Raw genomic sequence first — 15,568 nt, 5'->3', positions numbered from 1 at the left:
CCACTGAAGAAACAAGGAGGAAGCAACATGAGAACCTGCCGATCCGCTGTGGGTGTTTTTGTGCTGTGCGCCCTGCTGCTCACCGGCTGCGGCGCCGCGTCCTTCTCCCCGCCCCAGACGGAGCCCACGCCCGCAAGCGCCGCCCCTGCGGTCTCCGCCGCGCCGGTGTCCTTTGCCCTGGAGACGGAGACGGTGGAGTGGGAATACCAGTCCCCTGACGGCGTAAAGCTGGCGGAGAGCAGCGTCTCCCTGCCGGTGCTGCAGGCGGTGACCGGCGACGGAGAGGCCCTGGCGGAAGCGGTGACCCCCGCCCATGAGCAGGCGCTGGCCATCACGCAGACCTTCAACGACAGCTTCGACGGCTGGCGGGAGGAAAACGCCGACATCAAGGAGATGGCACTGGAGCACTACCGCCAGTCCCCCGAGATGTTCGCCCGCTACGGCATGTGCTATGAGGATGACCTGACCTACACCGCCTACACCACCCACCGGCTGGTGAGCGTTCTGTTCCTCGGCTACAGCTACTACGGCGGCGCCCACCCCAACACCGGCATCGTGGCCTACAACTTTGATCTGGAGCACGGCAGCTTTCTCACCCCCGCCTCCATCGCCGAAAACGCGGCGGAGTTTGAAGCCGCCGTGGCGGAGGAACTGGTGCACCAGGCCCGGGCCGCGGCGGAGGAAAAAGAGCAGCCGCTGGAGGGGCTGTACTGGGAGGACTACCCCGACATTCTGGCGGACTGGACCAGCTACACCGTCAGCTTTGACAAGGCGGGCATGACCGTCACCTTCGCCCCCTACGAGCTGGGCTGCTACGCCGCCGGCACCCACGCCTTCACCGTCAGCTACGCCTTCCTGCAGCCCTATCTCAGCGAGTACGGCTGCCGCCTGCTGGAGCTGGACGTCCCCGCCCAATAAGCGCCCTCCGCCCCGTCTCCCCGGAGACGGGGCTTTTTCTTCCCCATTTTTCCCGTTTTTCCGGAACTCTCCGTTGTGGGCGCCCGGTTCTGTATGGTATACTGGAGCTATTCAAGATAAACGAGGTACACGCCATGAGCTTTGACCGCGATCTGTTTCTGCCGGTCTCCAAAGAGGACATGCTCCGCCGGGACTGGCACTATTACGATTTTCTTCTCATCACCGGCGACGCCTATGTGGACCACCCCTCCTTCGGCCCCGCCATCATCGGCCGGATTCTGGAGGCCGCCGGCTACCGGGTGGCCATTCTGGCCCAGCCGGACTGGCGGGACCCGGAAGCCTTCCGGGCCCTGGGCCGCCCCCGCTACGGCGTGCTGGTGTCAGCCGGCAACCTGGACTCCATGGTGGCCCACTACACCGCCGCGAAGCGCCGCCGCCACGATGACGCCTACTCCCCCGGCCGGAAGGCCGGGCTGCGGCCGGACCACGCGGTGGTGGTATATTCCAACCGGGTGCGGGAGGTATTCGGTGACATTCCGCTGATCATCGGCGGTCTGGAGGCCAGCCTCCGCCGCTTCGCCCACTATGACTACTGGGAGGACAAGGTCCGCCGCTCCGTGCTGTTTGACGCCCAGGCGGACATCCTCACCTACGGCATGGGCGAGACCGCCACCCTGGACATTGCCGCCCGGCTGGCCGCCGGGACCCCGGTGTCGGAGATCACCGACGTGCGGGGCACCTGCGTGGCGGCGGCGGACCCCGGCGTCTGCGCCTACCCCATGGTGGAGGTGCCCTCCTTTGAGGAGGTCCGGGACAGCAGGGAGGCCTACGCCCGGGCCAACATGGTGGAGTATCAGGAGCATGACGCGGCTGTGGGAAAGGCCATCCTGCAGCGCCACGGCAAGCAGCTCCTGCTGGTGAATCCCCCGGCCTATCCCCTGCCCACGGCGGAGCTGGACCGGGTGGCGGAGCTGCCCTATGTCCGGGAGCCTCACCCCATGTACGACGAGATGGGCGGCGTCCCCGCCATTGAGGAGGTCCGCTTCTCCGTCACCCACAACCGGGGCTGCTTCGGCGCCTGCAGCTTCTGCTCCCTGGCCTTCCACCAGGGCCGCACCGTCACCTCCCGCAGCCACGAGTCCGTCATCCGGGAGGTGGAGCTGCTGACGAAGCATCCCGGCTTCAAGGGCTACATCCACGACGTGGGCGGCCCCGCCGCCACCTTCCGCCGCCCCTCCTGCCAGAAGCAGCTGAAGTACGGCATGTGCAAAAACCGGGCGTGCCTTGCTCCCGACGCCTGCCCCAACCTGGACGCCGACCACACGGACTACATGTTGCTGCTGCGGAAGCTGCGGGCGCTGCCCGGGGTGAAGAAGGTGTTCATCCGCTCCGGCATCCGCTTTGACGTCCTCATGAAGGACCCCAGCGGCGAGTTCTTCGCCGACCTGGTGCAGCACCACATCTCCGGCCAGCTGAAGGTGGCGCCGGAGCACTGCGTCAACCACACCCTGTACTACATGGGCAAGCCCCACATTGAGGTTTACGAGAAGTTCCGGGACAAGTATCAGCGGCTGAACAGGCGCTACGGCAAGGAGCAGTATCTGGTGCCCTACCTGATCTCCTCCCACCCCGGCTGCACCCTGGAGGACGCGGTGCAGCTGGCGGAGTGGCTGAACAAGGAGGGCCACATGCCCGAGCAGGTGCAGGATTTCTATCCTACCCCCGGCACCCTGTCCACCTGCATGTGGTACACCGGTCTGGACCCCCGGACCATGGAGCCGGTGTTCGTGCCCAAAACGCCCCATGACAAGGCGCTGCAGCGGGCGCTGATGCAGTGGCGCAAGCCCCAGAACCGCTCCCTGGTGCTGGAGGCCCTTCACAAAACCGGCCGGGAGGACCTGATCGGCTACGGGAAGGAATGTCTCATCCGCCCCGGCAAGGCCCCGGAGGGGCTCCGGAGCGGAAAGCCCGCCGGAAAGGCGCCCCAGTCCGGCGGGAAAGGACAGCCGCCCCGGGGAAAGGCGCCCCGGGAGGGCGGCAAGGCCCCGGCCCGGCCGGGAAAGGCCGCCCCGTCCGCCGGCCGCGGCAGGGCCGCTGCCCCCGGAAAGCCCGCAAAGCCGGTGCGGAAAGCCGGCTGGGCCAAGCCCAAGGCCAAAAAGCAGGGGAAAAATCATAAAGCAAAGTAAGGTGTCATCCCATGACCCGTCCCGAAGCCTTCTGGAACAAGCGCGCCAAAAACTATGACGCTCAGGTGGGTCCTCATTACGAGGAGGCCTACCGGAAAACCCTGGAAAACACCGTGAAGTACCTCCACCCGGACTCCCGGGTGCTGGACTTCGCCTGCGGCACCGGCATCGTCACGCTGCCCATGGCCGCCGGCGCCGGAGAGGTGCTGGCCATTGACATCGCCCCGGAGATGGTGGAACGCATCCGGGAAAAGGCCGCGGAGCAGCAGGTGAAGAACCTGACGGTGAAGAATCTGGACCTGTTCGACCCGTCCCTTCTTCCCGGCTCCTTCGACGCCGTCACCGCCTTCAATGTGCTCTGCTACATCAAAGACCTGCCGGCGGCCCTGGCGCGCATCCGGCAGCTGCTGCGGCCCGGCGGCATGTTTCTGTCCGCCACTGACTGTCTGGGCCAGGGGATTACCCGGGAGGGGGTGCGGAAGTGGTTCAGAATCCGCACCGGGGCCATGCCCTTTGAGGCCTATCTCACCATGGACGCTCTGGAGCGGGAGGTCACCGCCGCGGGCTTCGCCGTGCTGGAGCGGGAGAACCTGTTCCCCGCCCCGCCCAACCTGTTTCTGGCCGCCCGGCGGACATCATGACAAAAAAAACCGGCCGGGACCACGGTCCCGGCCGGTTTTGAGACTGTCGAAAAAGTGGCTTGCCACTTTTTCGAGAAGACAGCAGCCCGCTGCGCGCACTCGCTGTCCGCTTTCAGCGGACAACTCGCACACGTGCAGGCTGAGAAGTGTTTTTCCCGACTTACACGCCGCCGGGAAAAACGGATTTCATTTTTTCGCACCTGCAGGTGCGAACTCTGCGAGGCTTTTTTGACAAGGTGAAAACCAGCCGGGACCAAGGTCCCGGCCGGTTTTCGACTCAGTTTTCAATCCACTCCACGTCCAGAATGGTGGTGTCGGAGAACTCGATGTACTCGCTCTTGAGGCGGTAGTCGGACTTTCCCACCCGGACCTCCTGCTTGGCGATCTCCGTGGTGATCACCGCCGTCTTGGGAATCACCGCCTCCACGGTGAACAGCAGGTTCACGTGGTCGGGGTCCTTCACCCATTCGCCGCCGGCGGAGAGCACGTAGTAGTCCTCCTGTTCCACGGAGGTGATCTGGCCGTTGTACAGCTCGCCGGAGGCCATCAGCTGGGAGGGCAGGTGCTTTTTGCAGCTCTCGTACAGTTCCTTGTCCACCCCTTCGCAGCGGACAGTGTAATGGACGCTGAGGGTGGGGCTGGGGCCCGCTTCCCCGCTGCCCCGGTTGGCCAGCTTATAGCCCACGAAGCCCACCATGGCCAGGATCACAATCACCGCCACAACGTCCACAATATTGAATTTCAGCTTCTTTTGTTCCATGTCGGTATGTCTCCTTCGCAAAAGGCGTGTTGACCTGTTTTCCTTTGCATTGTATAATATTTTATCCGATTGCACAAGAGGGAATTCCGGATTCCCACACAGAAGAAAGGGCAATTCCATGAAAGTCATCCATCTCATCAGCGGCGGCGACTCCGGCGGGGCCAAGACCCACGTGCTGAGCCTGCTGCAGCATCTCAACCGGCAGATCACCGCCCAGCTGGTCTGCTTCCGGGACGGTCCCTTCGCCCAGGAGGCCCGGTCCCTGGGCATCCCCACGGAGATTCTGGAGGGCAACGACATCTTCCGCATCCGCCGCCTGCTCACATCCCGCATCCGGGAGGGCGGCTACCAGGTCATCCACTGCCACGGCGCCCGGGCCAACATGATCGGCGCCCTGCTGCGCCGCACCACGGGACTGCCGGTGGTCACCACGGTCCACAGCGACTACAAACTGGACTACATGGGCCGCCCCCTGAGCCGCCTCACCTTCGGCAATATCAACGCCATGGCCCTGCGGCGGCTGGACTACCGCATCGGCGTGTCCGACGCCATGGTGGACCTGCTGATCTCCCGGGGCTTTCCCCCCGACCGGTTCTTCGCCATCTACAACGGCATCGACTTCACGCCGCCTCCCCCCCAGCCGGACCGGCTGCCCTGGCTCCGCTCCCTGGGGATGGACGCCCGGGAGGACAGCGTGGTGGTGGGCATCGCCGCCCGGCTGAACCCGGTGAAGGACATGTCCACCCTGGTGCGGGGCTTCGCCGCCGCATACGCCAAATGCCCCCGGCTGCGGCTGCTGATCGCCGGCGACGGCGAGGAGCGGCAGAAGCTGGAGGACCTGGCAAAGGAGCTGGGGGTGGCGGACAAGGTGTGCTTCGCCGGCTGGATCTCCGGCGGCATGGACCGGTTCTACTCCGCCCTGGACGTCAACGCCCTCACCAGCCTGTCCGAGACCTTCCCCTACGCCCTGACGGAGGGCGCCCGGTTCCACCTGGCCACCGTGGCCACCGCCGTGGGCGGCATCCCCTACCTCATCGACGAGGATGTGAACGGGTATCTCTTCACCCCCGGCGACTGGAAGACCCTGGGAGAGCGCCTGGCGGCCCTGGGCAATGACGACGCCCTGCGGCACCGGCTGGGAGAGAAGCTGTATCAGAAGGCCTCCACCCAGTTCTCCATCCAGAAGACGGTGGACACCCAGCTCCACATCTACGGGGAGATCATCCGCCGCCACGCCCGGCCCAGAAAGGCCCGGGACGGTGTGGTAATCTGCGGCGCCTACGGCCGTGGCAACGCCGGCGATGACGCCATTCTGGAGGCCATTCTGCAGGAGATGCGCTCTCTGGACCCGGACATGCCGGTGACGGTGCTGAGCAAGGACCCCAAATCCACCCGGCTGGCCTACCGGGTGCCGGCAGTCCACCGCTCCAACCTGCCGGCGTGGATCTCCGCCATGCGCCATGCAAAGCTCTATATCAACGGCGGCGGCAGCCTCATTCAGGACGTCACCTCCCGCCGGTCATTGTGGTACTACCTCTATAACATTCAGGCCGCCAAGCGCTCCGGCTGCGCCGTGCAGATGTACGGCTGCGGCATCGGGCCCGTCATCCGGGACTCCCACCGGAAGATGGCCGCCCGCATCCTCAACGCCAGCGTGGACGTCATCACTCTGCGGGAGCCGGACTCCCTGGCGGAGCTGAAGGCCATGGGGGTCACCCGCCCCCGCATCCTCCTCACCGCCGACCCGGCCCTGACGCTGCAGGCAGCGGGGGATGACGAGGTGGACAGCTGCATGCTCCGGGCGGGGGTGCCGCCCCGGGGCCGGTATATCTGCTTCGCCCTGCGGCGCTGGAAGGGCTTTGAGGAGAAGGCCCCCATCTTCGCCGCGGCGGCGGACTACGCCTACGAGACCTGCGGCCTGACGCCCCTGTTTGTGGCGGTGGACCGCCATCAGGATCCCACCGCCGCCCGGATGGCGGCCCAGCACATGACCGCCCCCCACTACTTCCTGGATGACGCCGGCACCGCCGGCACCATCATCGGTGTGCTGGCCCGGACGGAGGCGGCGGTGTCCATGCGCCTCCACGCCCTGATCTTCGCCGCCGGGCAGGGGATTCCCCTGGTGGGCGCGGTATATGACCCCAAGGTGTCCGCCTTCCTGCGGTACATCGGGCAGGAGTCCTTCTGCGACCTGGCGGAGCTGACCCGGGAGGGCCTCACCGCCATGATTGACCACTGCGTGGAGCTGTCGGCCCACCCGGAAGCCCAGGAGGCTGCCGTGCGGAAGCTGCGGCAGATTGAGCAGCGGAACGTGGACGTGGCAAAAGAGCTATTGGAACTCGAATGCTGATGAAAAACCGGACGCCCGCAGGCGTCCGGTTTTCAGATCTCCGCATCCTTTTTCTCACACCGCTCCCGCTGGACGGCGATGGTGGCCAGGGTGTCCCCCAGCTGGGTCAGAACAGCCGCCGCCAGGGCCAGGTCCCCGTCATCCAGCCGGGCGGCAATGGAGACGGCCAGGGTGTTCACCGCGGTGGTGAGTGCCAGCGGGTCGCAGTCGCAGTGGTGCATGGCGTCACCCCCCTGCCAGCTTATGCCCCGGGAGAGCGGCCGGTGTCCCGCCGGGCGGGGTCCATGGGGAACACCGTCAGCTTCTCCCCGCCGTCCCACAGCGCCAGCAGCACCTGGGACTCCTGGCGGTAGCCCTGGCGCAGCAGCGCCCGGTGGACCCAGGATTCCTCCTTCCCCGCTTTCCGGATGTTCTCCCGCAGCAGCCGCCCGTCCATGACAAAGGGGGTCTGCACGTTGGCCTGTTTGGGGTGGCTGCCCAGGTCCTCCGGGGTGGCGGGCCGGTCCTGCTCCCGGGGCAGGAAGCTGACATTGCCGTTGTGCTCCAGAATGGCGGTGTGAATCTGGTTCAGGTCAAAATAGCCGTTGATGCGGCAGTAGGTGAGAAACTCGTTCAGGTCCAGCCGGGCCTTTTTCAGGTTCTCCCGGCGGATGACCCCGTTCTCCAGCAGCACCAGAGGCTTTCCGGTGATCAGTCCCCGGGCCTTCAGGGACTTGTTGGTCAGCACCGAGATGAGATACGCCGCCGCGCCGTAGGCCACCAGCGCCGTCAGCGGCAGCGCCGGCTGCTCCAGCTCCGTGGCCAGCTCCGCCGCGATAGACCCGATGGTGATGCCCACCACGTAGTCGAACATGGTCATCTGAGACACCTGTTTGGCCCCCATCAGCTTCGTCAGCAGAAACAGCACCGCGATGCTCACCAGCGTGGTGCCCAGCGCCTGCAGCGCCCCCAGAACTTGCTCCAAAATCATCGACCTCCCGTGAAATCCGCTTTTTGGCAGGATTCCCCGGGAGGCCGTGTTTTATTCAGTCCTTCAGGCTGCCCTGCACCTCCGGCAGGTGCTCGATGGAGGAGTCGATCTCGTGGTGGGCGTTGGTGTGGACGTTGATGTACCGGGCCTTCAGCTTGGAGTACAGGATGGTCTGGCTGGAGTACAGGCCGTTGTAGCCGGAGAGCATATAGATGACGCCGCAGGCCAGGGCGAAAAACAGCAGCCCGTCGCCGCCGAACAGCTCCAGGGCCAGGAAGGTGGAGGCCACGGGGCAGTTGGTGGCGCCGCAGAACACGCTGACCAGGCCCACCGCCGCGCCGAAGCCGGCGGGCAGGCCCACCAGCGGCCCGGCCACGCAGCCGAAGGTGGCGCCGATGAAGAAGGAGGGCACCACCTCGCCGCCCTTGAAGCCGGCGGCCAGGGTGACGGCGGTAAACAGGATTTTCAGCAAAAACGCCTCGGGCCGGGCTGTCCCCTCCTCCACGGCGGCGGTGATGACGGCCATGCCGGCGCCGTTGTAGTCCGTGGTGCCGCACAGCAGCGTCAGGGCGACGACGGCGAAGCCGCCGATGACCACCCGCAGCCAGGGATTGGGCAGGCGCTTTGCCATCTGGTGCTCCACCAGATGGAGCACGTTGCAGAAGATGGCGGACACCCAGGCGCACAGCGCCGCCAGCACCGCCACCCGCAGCAGATCGTCCGGCTCCACCCCGGGGATGGCCACGGTGAAGCGGGTGGGCTCCACCCCCAGCCACAGCGAGATGCCGTAAGCCGTCAGGGCGGCGGTGAAGCAGGGGATGAAGGCGGAGTGGTAGAAGGTGCCCACGCTGATGACCATGATGGCGAACACCGTGGCGGCCATGGGGGTGCCAAACAGGGCGGAGAAGAAGGCCGCCATGCCGCACAGCACCGCCGTCCGCTTGTCCCGGTCATCCATGTGGAACAGACGGCTCACCTGAAAGCCGATGGTGCCGCCCATCTGCAGCGCCGCACCCTCCCGGCCGGCGGAGCCGCCGCACAGGTGGGTCAGCACCGTACCCAGGAAGATGGCGGGCAGCAGGAAAAAGGACAGGGGCTTTCCGATGTGCACCGCGTCAATGATGTCGTTGGTGCCCTGGCCCGTGACGCCGGTGTACTTGTAAAAGGCCACGATCACCAGGCCCGCCAGGGGCAAACACCACAGCAGCCAGGGGTGGGTCCCCCGCAGCTCCGTAGCCCAGCCCACGCCGATGTGGAAGGCGGAGCCGATGTAGCCGCACACAATTCCGGTGACCGCCGCCAGCAGTAGCCATTTGCCCAGGGCCGCGCCGTACAGCCACACGGCCCGGGCCAGCCGTTTCACATGATCCATAGCATTCTCCCTCAACACGCCCCGGGGGACGGGGCAGACGTTCCGCCTTGATTATACGCATCTTTTCTCCGGATTGCAACGCCCTTCCGCGCCGCCGCGCAGGCAATCGTTTTTTTGCCGTTCCGCACAAAACCCTCCGGAAAAATCCTGCCGGGTTCTCCCAAAAAACCGTTTTTTTACCGTTTCTCCGGTTGATTCCGGGAAAACGGAGGGGTATACTGTGTAAGTACGTCCGAAAACTTTGTCTTATGGGAGGTATATCCATATGAAATACGGTCGCTGCTACAACTTTTCCGCCGGCCCGGCCATGATGCCCGAGGAGGTTCTGGAGGAGATCGCCGCCGAGATGCTGAACTATCAGGGCAGCGGTATGTGCGTGATGGAGATGAGCCACCGTTCCAAGGTGTTTGAGACCATCCGGAACGAGGCGGAGGCCGACCTGCGCCGGCTGATGAACATCCCCGACAACTACAAGGTGCTGTTTGTCCAGGGCGGCGGCACGGTGCAGTTTGCCATGGTGCCCATGAACCTGATGAAAAACGGCGTGGCCTGCTATCTGGAGACCGGCGCCTGGTCCAAGAAGGCCATCAAGGAGGCCCAAAAGTACGGCGAGGTGCGGATTGTGGCCTCCTCCGCCGACAAAAACTTCTCCTACATCCCCGACTGCTCGGACCTGGACATCCCCGACAACGCCGACTACGTCTACATCTGCGAAAACGAGACCATCCACGGCACCACCTACTTCAGCCTGCCGGACACCAAGGGGAAGATTCTGGTGTCGGACCAGTCCTCCATGTTCCTGTCCCGGCCCTGCGACGTCAGCAGATACGGCCTCATCTGGGCCGGCGTCCAGAAGAACGTGGGCCCCGCCGGCATGGCCATCGTCATCATCCGGGAGGACCTGCTGCGGGACGATCTGCCCCAGTTCGTGCCCACCTACATGAACTACAAGACCCACGCCGACTCCGACTCCATGTACAACACCCCCAACTGCTGGGACATCTACTGCTGCGGCAAGGTGTTCAAGTACCTGCTGAAAAACGGCGGACTGGAGGCCATGGACGCCCGGAACCGGGAGAAGGCCGCCATTCTGTATGACTTCCTGGACCGCAGCAGGCTGTTCAGCGGCACTGTGGAGGCAAAGGACCGCTCCCTGATGAACGTGCCCTTCGTCACCCCCTCCAAGGAGCAGGACGCCGCCGTGGTGGCCGCCTGCAAGGCCGCCGGGTTTGACAACCTGAAGGGCCACCGCAGCGTGGGCGGTCTCCGGGCCTCCATCTACAACGCCATGCCCAAAGAGGGCGTGGAGGCGCTGGTGCGGTTCCTGACGGACTACGAGAAGGAAAACGGATAACCATTTCGTCAAAAGAGGGCGTTCCCACCGGGAACGCCCTCTTTTTATTGCACGATCACCGACGCGAAGTCATCGATATGGGCCGTCAGGTCTGTCTCCTCATCCGTATACTGGAAGAGCACCCGGTTCCCACACCGGCCCACAAAGGCCGTCAGGCAGCCGCTGACGGTGATGATCTCCGCCTCGTCAAAGCGGCTGTCTGCGATGGTACGCCGGTCCGTGACCTGGCAGCCGTCGGTGAACTCCGCGATCCGCTCCCGGTACAGCAGGCGGGCCAGCGGCGCAAAGCGCAGCTCATCATAGACCGCCTCCGACACAAACTGCCTGCCCTGATACAGCCGCAGGGTGGTGTTCTCATACCGGGGCGCCAGAAAGCTGCCGCCGGGGATGAAGCTCCGCAGGGCGTCCTCCGCCTCGCCGCCGGTGAGGGTCTCGTAGGATACGCAGTGGGGCTCCGACGGCGTGTCCGTTTTCCCCTGCACGTCGAAAAACAGCACGCCCACCATCACCGCCGCCAGGGCGCAGTAGGCCGCCGCCCAGGCAAGGGCCTTCCGCCGCAGATGACGCCAGGGACCGGTGTGGTCCAGGGGCACCCCCACCGCCAGGGTTTCCTCCATCCGCCGCAGGGCACGGCGGCTGCGGAGGGTGGTGACGATGGACACCAGGTACACCGCCACGATGAAAAAATCGCTGACGCTGCCCCGGCGCACCAGATACTCCACGGGGCGATCCTTCAAAGCCAGCGACACCGCGAAAAGCAGGATGACCCCCACCATCAGCACAATATTGCCCCAGTCGGACAGCTTCGTCTGCCGTCTCCGCCGCTCGTAGGCGAAGCTGTGAGACGCCGGGTCCGTCTCCGGCTCCGGGGCGGTGGGATCGTCGCACCGCCACACCCAGTACCAGGTGCCGTACCGGCCCAGATAGTACCAGCCCCGCCGGGCGTACAGCTCCGCCGTCTCCGGGTCCGGGTCATCCCCCTCCCCCTTCAGCTGGCAGCGGACGCGGCACCGGGCCGGCTGCTCCTTCCGGAAGGTGCCCAGCCTGGCCCCGGCCTTCCGGAACACCCGGCCCTGCCGGGCCTCCTCTTCCAGCCACTGCTCCACCGCCCCCACTTCCCAGGGGTCAGCCGGCAGCAGCTGCCATGTGGTTTTTTCCGCCATAACGGTCCTCCTCTCAGCCCTGCAGCACTGCCGCGAAGTCCTGCAGATGGTCCCGCAGGTCCTCCGCTTCCCCGCTGACCCGCATGTACAGCACTGCGCCGCCGTCTTGCAGCAGGATGGACTGGCCGTCATCCGTCCGGGCGTACCACGATTCGTCCAGCCCCGTGTCCGTCAGCTGCACCCCGTCAGCCATGGCGTCCGCGTTCTGCCGCAGCTCCGTCAGCAGCGGCGAGGCCATGGCAGAAAAGCGCAGGCGGTACAGCCGGGTGAAGACGGGCCAGCGGGTGGTGTAGCCGTACTCCGTGTCCTCCCGGACAGGCTCCCCCTCCCGGACGTTCCAGATCTCCCCCAGAACGCTCCGCTGGTAATGGCCCTCCGGACCATAGCCCCCATTGTCCATGCCCAGCGTCTCCATGGTCACATACTTCCCGGCGCAGTCCCCTGCGGACAGCGCCGCATACTCATATTGCCTGAGGGTGCAGAGGCCCGCGCCCAGGTACACCGCCACCACCGCCAGAAATGCCCACCGCCAGTACCGGCGGTGACAGCGGCGGCGGACGGTGTGCTCCATGGGGATGCCCGCCTTCAGCGACCGCACCAGCCGCCCCAGGGGCAGCAGGTCCGCCACCGCGATTCCCCCGAAGAACAGGACATAAACCAGCCAGTAGGCCGTGTTCAGCAGCGGATAGGGCCGCTCCACCAGCTCCGCCAGGCCGGCGGTCTGCCGCCCCCAGAGCCAGACGTTCAGCGCCCCCAGCACCGCCAGCAGAAGGACGTAAGGAACGGTCCGCCGCACCAGCCGCTTCTGCAGCTGCCGGCAGGCGATGGCCTGGGTTTCCGGGTCCGTGTGGATGGGGACGGGGTCCGGGCGGCAGGCCCGGAACACCCAGAGATCATCGTGGAAGCTGGCGGCGCGGTACTCCCACCCCGCCGCCCGGAACAGCTCCTCCTGCTCCGGGTCCGGGCGGCGATTGCCGTCGGAAGGCTCCAGGCGGTACACCTCGTTCCGGGGCTCCCCGTCCTCAAATTTCGCGTCCTGGGCACCGGAAAAGCCGACGAACCGCTTTCCCTTCCTCTCCTGCTCCGCCAGCCACGTCTCCACAGCGGGAAGATCGTACAGGCTGCAGGGCAGATTTGTAAATCCGAACATGGTTTTCCCCCCTTTACCGCAGCAGCGACGCCAGATAGTCCGCCTCCTGCCGCAGGTCCGCCGGGCCGTGATAGTCCACCCACAGCACCGCGTTCCCCAGCCGGGCGATGGCGTACTGCCGGTCCGTTTCCTCGCCGTAGCCGTACCGGCGCCAGCGGAAGCTGTCCAGGTCCGGGGCAGGGACGGTCTCCAGCTCCGTCCCGGACCAGCGGCTCTCATACTGCGATGCCAGCTCCCGCTCCAGCTCCGCCGCCATGCCTGCCGTCCACAGCCGGTAGTACCCGGTTTCGGCGGTGTCCGCGCTGACGGCGGTGGGGAACAAATCGCCGGGTTCCAGTTCCATCTGGCTGTGATACGGCTCCCAGGCTACCTGCCATGTCTCATAAAACCGGGGCACCAGCTCCGTCACCTTGGTGCGGGCCTCCCGAAGCTCCACATCGTCGGAAGTGCCGGGATTCAGCTCCGTCACATCCACGTACCGGGCCTTTGCCAGCGTGTCGGCGTTGTTCCGGATGCTCCAGCCGTCATCCAGAAGGTCATCGCCAATCAGGGTCCAGAAATACAGGGGGATGCCCACAAACAGCGCCAGCCGCTGGATCAGCCGCTCCCGCTTCCAGGGGACGGGCCGGTCCAGGGGGATGCCGGTCCGCAGCTGGTGGAGCTGGCGGCGCAGACGCCGCCACTGGCGGACCACCAGCCAAGCGCCGCCGCCGAAGTACAGCACCATGGACACCAGCCACCCCGGCGCCATCCGCGTCATGGCCAGCAGAGGCGCTTTCCACGAAAAGGCCACCATCAGCGACGGCAGCAGCAGAAACACCGCCGCCAGGATGATCAGGTCCCGGGTGGTGCGGCGGGCCAGGTAGCGGTAGCCCTCCGCCTGGGCCACCGGGTCGTTCTCCATCTCCGGCGCATTGGGATCGTCGCACCGCCACAGGTGGAAGGCGCTGTGGACGGTGGCCACATACTCCCACCCGGCGGCGGCCGCCATGTCCAGAAAGTCCGGCTCCGGCTGCTTCTCCTTCCGGGGCAGGGGCGTCAGGCGGTAGCGGGTGGGCTTCGGCTCCGCCTTCACAAATTCCGTCAGCCGGGGGCCTACCTCATTCACCTGCCAGCCCTCCTTCGCCCGGTCCTCCAGCCACGTCTCAAAGGCCGCCATACAGAAGGGGTCCAGGGTCAGATTGTCCATGGCGTCAAACCGCTCCGGGTGCAGGATGGTATCATAGTCAGCCATTCCCGGAATCCTCCTCTCTGCCCGGCAGGGCGTCCCGGGTGGTGCCGTACAGGGCCAGCTGCCCCTCCCGCTCCCCGTCGGCCACGCACAGCCGCAGCCGGTCCAGCTCCGCCCGGTACAGCGCCCGGCCCCGCTCCGTGATGCGGTAGGTCCGGCGGCGGCCCTCCACCGCCGTCTCCTCAATAAGGCGCTCCTCCTGGAACTTGGCCAGAATGGTATACAGCGTGCCGGGACCAAGAATCACCCGGCCCGCGGTGGTATCGTCGGTGAACTGCATGATCTCCGTGCCGCACCGCTCCCGGCGCAGCAGGCTCAGCAGCACGTAAAACATAGGCTCCGTCAGCACCCGCAGCGGCTCCTTCGCCATGTCCGTCCCTCCTTCGCGGCAATATCGTCTCTCAATATCGATAAACGATATTCTCTGAGGCCAGCATAATATCGACAAACGATATTGTCAATCCCGGCTCCGCAGATTCGGCATTCCCGCCAAATCCGCCCCGGATTTTGCCGCACATTGCCAGTGCCGGCAGGGATTTCCGGCACTGCCAGACTTTGAGGGTTGTTACTTTTTGTAACTTTTTGTATGCTGTTGCCAAAGGCCCCCAGACCTGGGGTCAATAACGTCAGAAAGGACAACGTTTCCATGCGCCGAAAACTACTGAGCGCGGCTGCCGCCGCCCTGCTGACCCTCTCCGCCCTGACGCCCTCCGCCGCCGCGGCCGGCCGCACCGTTCCAGTGACGGTGGACGGCGCGCTGCTGCCGGGGGTGTCCTACCTGGAAAACGGCATCACCGCCGTGCCGCTGCGGACGCTGCTGGAGACCGCCGGCGGCTGGACCGTGGCCTGGGACGGGGCCAACGGACTGGCGGTGGCGTACCAGCCGGGCCGCACCGTGTCCATGCGGCCGGGGGAAAGCGTGCTGTGGGTCAACGACCGCCGCCACGCCGTGCCGTCGGCGGTCTACGTGGAAAACGGCCGGACCTACGTGCCGGTGCGGGCGCTGTGCGACGCCCTGGGCTGGCAGGTGCGGTGGGACAGCGCCCTGGGAGGCGCCGCCGTGGCCACGGGACGGCAGGCGGAGAGCTGGTCGGAAGAGGATCTGTACTGGCTCAGCCGGGTCATCAGCGCCGAGAGTCGGGGGGAGTCCCTCACCGGACAGCTGGCCGTGGGCCACGTGGTAATGAACCGGGTGGCCTCCCCGGAGTTCCCCAATACCATCCGGGAGGTGGTGTTTGACCGGAAGAACGGTGTGCAGTTCGAGCCGGTGAGCAACGGCACCATCTACGATCCCCCCACGGCCCAATCGGTGGCGGCGGCGAAGGCGGTGCTCAGCGGCAGCGAAAGCCCGGTGGGAGCGTGCCTCTACTTCTTTGCCCCGGCCCTGTCCCAGGGCACGTGGATCCGGCAGAACCGTACATACTACACCACCATCGGCTGCCACCGCTTCTATCTGTGATGCGTTGACTTTTC

At 65.8% G+C, this 15,568-nt stretch carries 14 protein-coding genes; 6 read left to right on the top strand and 8 right to left on the bottom strand.

Annotated elements, in window-relative coordinates; all coding sequences use genetic code 11:
- The first annotated feature begins 27 nt into the window (after positions 1 to 27).
- From SOX55_RS04225 to SOX55_RS04215, 3 genes are all read left to right on the top strand, one after another.
- Positions 28 to 918: a DUF3298 and DUF4163 domain-containing protein gene (locus SOX55_RS04225; protein WP_325286188.1), complete on the top strand. Its 891-nt coding sequence runs from the start codon at positions 28 to 30 to the stop codon at positions 916 to 918.
- 134 nt (positions 919 to 1,052) lie between these two features.
- Positions 1,053 to 3,104, top strand: a complete 2,052-nt coding sequence (locus tag SOX55_RS04220) for a YgiQ family radical SAM protein (RefSeq protein WP_325286187.1) — start codon at positions 1,053 to 1,055, stop codon at positions 3,102 to 3,104.
- An 11-nt stretch (positions 3,105 to 3,115) separates the two neighbouring features.
- Complete coding sequence (locus tag SOX55_RS04215; RefSeq protein WP_325286186.1) at positions 3,116 to 3,745, top strand: class I SAM-dependent methyltransferase; 630 nt, start codon at positions 3,116 to 3,118, stop codon at positions 3,743 to 3,745.
- Between the two features lie 277 nt (positions 3,746 to 4,022).
- Here the strand turns inward: SOX55_RS04215 and SOX55_RS04210 are convergent, their stop codons facing one another.
- Positions 4,023 to 4,505, bottom strand: coding sequence for a DUF4330 domain-containing protein (locus SOX55_RS04210; protein WP_325286185.1), 483 nt, complete (start codon positions 4,503 to 4,505; stop codon positions 4,023 to 4,025).
- Between the two features lie 118 nt (positions 4,506 to 4,623).
- Here SOX55_RS04210 and csaB point away from each other — a divergent pair, with 118 nt between their 5' ends.
- Positions 4,624 to 6,855 (top strand): polysaccharide pyruvyl transferase CsaB, encoded by a 2,232-nt coding sequence (gene csaB / locus SOX55_RS04205; RefSeq protein WP_325286184.1) that lies wholly within the window; start codon positions 4,624 to 4,626, stop codon positions 6,853 to 6,855.
- A gap of 32 nt (positions 6,856 to 6,887) precedes the next feature.
- On the opposite strand, the gene SOX55_RS04200 is transcribed toward csaB, so the two are convergent.
- From SOX55_RS04200 to SOX55_RS04190, 3 genes are all read right to left on the bottom strand, one after another.
- Positions 6,888 to 7,076: a DUF6774 domain-containing protein gene (locus SOX55_RS04200; RefSeq protein WP_325286183.1), complete on the bottom strand. Its 189-nt coding sequence runs from the start codon at positions 7,074 to 7,076 to the stop codon at positions 6,888 to 6,890.
- A 20-nt stretch (positions 7,077 to 7,096) separates the two neighbouring features.
- On the bottom strand, positions 7,097 to 7,819 hold the full coding sequence (locus SOX55_RS04195; protein WP_325286182.1) for a DUF421 domain-containing protein: 723 nt from the start codon (positions 7,817 to 7,819) through the stop codon (positions 7,097 to 7,099).
- 61 nt (positions 7,820 to 7,880) lie between these two features.
- Complete coding sequence (locus tag SOX55_RS04190; protein ID WP_325286181.1) at positions 7,881 to 9,197, bottom strand: chloride channel protein; 1,317 nt, start codon at positions 9,195 to 9,197, stop codon at positions 7,881 to 7,883.
- A 265-nt stretch (positions 9,198 to 9,462) separates the two neighbouring features.
- Between SOX55_RS04190 and serC the strand changes: the two genes are divergently transcribed.
- On the top strand, positions 9,463 to 10,551 hold the full coding sequence (gene serC, locus SOX55_RS04185) for a 3-phosphoserine/phosphohydroxythreonine transaminase (RefSeq protein WP_325286180.1): 1,089 nt from the start codon (positions 9,463 to 9,465) through the stop codon (positions 10,549 to 10,551).
- A gap of 44 nt (positions 10,552 to 10,595) precedes the next feature.
- Here serC and SOX55_RS04180 read toward each other — a convergent pair whose 3' ends face one another.
- From SOX55_RS04180 to SOX55_RS04165, 4 genes are read right to left on the bottom strand one after another with little or no spacing between them, the layout of a single operon-like run.
- On the bottom strand, positions 10,596 to 11,714 hold the full coding sequence (locus SOX55_RS04180) for a DUF2812 domain-containing protein (protein ID WP_325286179.1): 1,119 nt from the start codon (positions 11,712 to 11,714) through the stop codon (positions 10,596 to 10,598).
- 13 nt (positions 11,715 to 11,727) lie between these two features.
- Entirely contained in the window at positions 11,728 to 12,864 is a 1,137-nt protein-coding gene (locus SOX55_RS04175) for a DUF2812 domain-containing protein (protein ID WP_325286178.1), read from the bottom strand.
- A gap of 13 nt (positions 12,865 to 12,877) precedes the next feature.
- The gene (locus SOX55_RS04170) at positions 12,878 to 14,098 is read right to left on the bottom strand and encodes a DUF2812 domain-containing protein (protein ID WP_325286177.1); all 1,221 of its coding nucleotides are present in this window, start codon (positions 14,096 to 14,098) and stop codon (positions 12,878 to 12,880) included.
- Positions 14,091 to 14,465 carry a PadR family transcriptional regulator gene (locus SOX55_RS04165; protein ID WP_325286176.1) on the bottom strand — a complete coding sequence of 125 codons (375 nt, stop codon included), beginning with the start codon at positions 14,463 to 14,465 and terminating at the stop codon, positions 14,091 to 14,093. Before SOX55_RS04165 ends, SOX55_RS04170 begins: the two co-directional genes overlap by 8 nt.
- A gap of 276 nt (positions 14,466 to 14,741) precedes the next feature.
- On the opposite strand from SOX55_RS04165, the gene SOX55_RS04160 reads away from it, so the two are divergent.
- Entirely contained in the window at positions 14,742 to 15,554 is an 813-nt protein-coding gene (locus tag SOX55_RS04160; RefSeq protein WP_325286175.1) for a cell wall hydrolase, read from the top strand.
- Positions 15,555 to 15,568 lie beyond the last annotated feature (14 nt).

The organism is Dysosmobacter sp. (assembly GCF_034093755.1).
GTDB lineage: Bacteria > Bacillota > Clostridia > Oscillospirales > Oscillospiraceae > Oscillibacter.
This window is presented reverse-complemented; position numbering and strand designations above follow the sequence as displayed.

What these genes read in the sequence shown, in the direction of transcription:
- SOX55_RS04210 (WP_325286185.1), bottom strand. Translation starts at nt 4,505, where the DNA reads ATGGAACAAAAGAAGCTGAAATTCAATATTGTGGACGTTGTGGCGGTG.
- SOX55_RS04170 (WP_325286177.1), bottom strand. Translation starts at nt 14,098, where the DNA reads ATGGCTGACTATGATACCATCCTGCACCCGGAGCGGTTTGACGCCATG.
- csaB (WP_325286184.1), top strand. Translation starts at nt 4,624, where the DNA reads ATGAAAGTCATCCATCTCATCAGCGGCGGCGACTCCGGCGGGGCCAAG.
- SOX55_RS04175 (WP_325286178.1), bottom strand. Translation starts at nt 12,864, where the DNA reads ATGTTCGGATTTACAAATCTGCCCTGCAGCCTGTACGATCTTCCCGCT.
- SOX55_RS04160 (WP_325286175.1), top strand. Translation starts at nt 14,742, where the DNA reads ATGCGCCGAAAACTACTGAGCGCGGCTGCCGCCGCCCTGCTGACCCTC.
- SOX55_RS04200 (WP_325286183.1), bottom strand. Translation starts at nt 7,076, where the DNA reads ATGCACCACTGCGACTGCGACCCGCTGGCACTCACCACCGCGGTGAAC.
- serC (WP_325286180.1), top strand. Translation starts at nt 9,463, where the DNA reads ATGAAATACGGTCGCTGCTACAACTTTTCCGCCGGCCCGGCCATGATG.
- SOX55_RS04220 (WP_325286187.1), top strand. Translation starts at nt 1,053, where the DNA reads ATGAGCTTTGACCGCGATCTGTTTCTGCCGGTCTCCAAAGAGGACATG.
- SOX55_RS04190 (WP_325286181.1), bottom strand. Translation starts at nt 9,197, where the DNA reads ATGGATCATGTGAAACGGCTGGCCCGGGCCGTGTGGCTGTACGGCGCG.
- SOX55_RS04215 (WP_325286186.1), top strand. Translation starts at nt 3,116, where the DNA reads ATGACCCGTCCCGAAGCCTTCTGGAACAAGCGCGCCAAAAACTATGAC.
- SOX55_RS04180 (WP_325286179.1), bottom strand. Translation starts at nt 11,714, where the DNA reads ATGGCGGAAAAAACCACATGGCAGCTGCTGCCGGCTGACCCCTGGGAA.
- SOX55_RS04165 (WP_325286176.1), bottom strand. Translation starts at nt 14,465, where the DNA reads ATGGCGAAGGAGCCGCTGCGGGTGCTGACGGAGCCTATGTTTTACGTG.
- SOX55_RS04225 (WP_325286188.1), top strand. Translation starts at nt 28, where the DNA reads ATGAGAACCTGCCGATCCGCTGTGGGTGTTTTTGTGCTGTGCGCCCTG.